This window comes from Mycoplasma marinum, from assembly GCF_004335975.1.
GTDB lineage: Bacteria > Bacillota_I > Bacilli_A > Mycoplasmatales > Metamycoplasmataceae > Mycoplasma_K > Mycoplasma_K marinum.
Map to the genome: position 1 here is coordinate 1 of NZ_PSZO01000069.1, position 2,055 is coordinate 2,055.

The 2,055-nt window shown below is 38.3% G+C and carries 2 protein-coding genes; both read right to left on the reverse strand.

Annotation, left to right across the window (positions count from 1 at the left end; genetic code table 4):
* Positions 1 to 557, reverse strand: a 557-nt coding sequence (locus C4B24_RS04725) for a hypothetical protein (protein ID WP_131599628.1), incomplete at its 3' end; no start/stop codon positions are given.
* The coding region (locus C4B24_RS05055; protein WP_168388373.1) for a hypothetical protein at positions 548 to 2,055 on the reverse strand (1,508 nt) is incomplete at its 5' end. The genes C4B24_RS04725 and C4B24_RS05055, both read right to left, overlap by 10 nt.

The window sequence follows — 2,055 nt, forward strand, 5'->3', positions numbered from 1 at the left end:
TTATTGATCATATCCACTGTAACTTGTGGAATTGCAGCTTCAATTTTAATTTTGTGTAATCTTGCAGCTTTTTGTGCAGCAGTTTCAAATCCATTTAATGAACCATTAACCGAACCTGTATTTGTAGTTCCTGTTGCAGAAGTAACACCTGTTCATGAAATGATACCTGTGGTATCGTCACCACCCGTATTTGTTAATGCAACTTTAACTACAACTGCATCCCTTCCTGTACCTACTGTAACATCAACTGAAGCTGGTAAGGTTCATGTTGAGGCGATGTCTGTATCAGAATGTGGTTTTGAAGTGTTTATTGCTTTGTTAACCATGTCAGCTGTTACTTTGGCAATAGCTTTATCAGCTTTGGCTTTTAATAATCTTGCAGCTTTTTGTGCAGCGTTTTCAAATCCATTTAATTCACCAAGAGTACCACCTGTTTTTGTAGTTCCTGTTGCTGAAGTAGTGCTTATTCATCCTATTGAACCCAATGTATCATCACCACCAGCATTTTGCAATGCAACTTTAACTACAACAGCTTTTTTTCCAGTGCCTACTTTCATGTTGAGGCTATGTCTGTATCAGAGTGTGGTTTTTTAGTATTAATTGCAGCATTAACCATGTCGTCTGTGACTTTATCAATAGCTTTGTCCGCTCTTTGTTTTGCTGTTTCAAATCCACCTAATATACCATTAATAGAGCCAGTCTTTGTAGTTTCAGTTGCTGAAGTAGTTCCTAGTCAAAAAACTTCACCTGTAGCGTCATTAGACGTATAGTTAGTTAATTCAACTTTAACTACAACTGCATTGTGTCCAGTACCTACTGTAACATTAACAAAAGCTGGAAGAGTTCAATCTGTGGCCATATCTGTGTCAGAGTGTGCTTTTTTAGCATTAATTGCTTTATTAACCATGTCTTCTGTAATTGAGCCAACGGCTTTATCAGCTCTCTGTTTTGCTGTTTCGAATCCACCTAATGATCCGAAAGTCATACCTGTGCTTGTAGTCCCTGTTGCAGAAGTAGTTCCTTTTCATGAAATTTCTCCCGTAGAATCATTACCGCCTGCATTTTTTAACGCAACTTTAACTACAACTGCATTGTGTCCTTTACCCACTGTAACATTAACAGAAGCTGGTAGAGTTCATGTTGAGGCTATGTCTGTTGATGAATGTGGTTTTGAAGCATTAATTGCTTTATTAACCATGTCTTTTGTGATTGAACGAATAGCTTTATCAGCATTTTGTTTGGCTGTTTCAAATCCACCCAATGCACCAAAAACTTCATAAGTGTTTGTTGTTCCTGTTGTTGATGCAGTACCTGTTCATAAAATTTTACCTGTTGTATCATTACCGCCTGCATTTGTCAACACAACCTTAACCACAGCGGCATCTTGTCCTGTGCCTACTGTGACGTTAACAGAAGCTGGTAGAGTTCATGTTGAGGCTATGTCTGTTGATGAATGTGGTTTTGAAGCATTAATTGCTTTATTAACCATGTCATCTGTAACCGAGTGAACAATTCTATTTGCTCTTTGAGAAGCGTTTTCAAATCCATTCAATATACCAACAACAGAACCATGTTGCGTAGTTCCAGTTGCTGAAGTAGTACTTGTTCATCAAATTTCACCCGCATCATCATTACCGCCTGCTTTTGTTAGTGAAACTTTAACTACAACGGCGTCTTGTCCTGTGCCTATTGTAACATTAACGAAAGTTGGAAGATCTCATGTTGAGGCGGTATCTGAAGCAGAGTGTGGTTTTTTAACATTAATTGCAGCATTAACCATGTCTTCTGTTACTTGTGGAAGTGCAGCATCTGCTTTATCTTTTAATAATCTTGCAGCTTTTTGTGCAGCAGTAACTGAACCTGTATTTGTAGTTCCTGTTGCTGAAGTAGTTCCTGATCATGAAATTTCACCCGTAGAGTCATCACTGTTTGCTTTTGTTAAAGCAACTTTAACTGTTGTAGCATCTTGTCCTGTGCCTACTGTGACGTTAACAGAAGCTGGAAGAGTTCATGTTGAGGCGATGTCTGTTGATGAATGTGATTTCGAAGCATTAA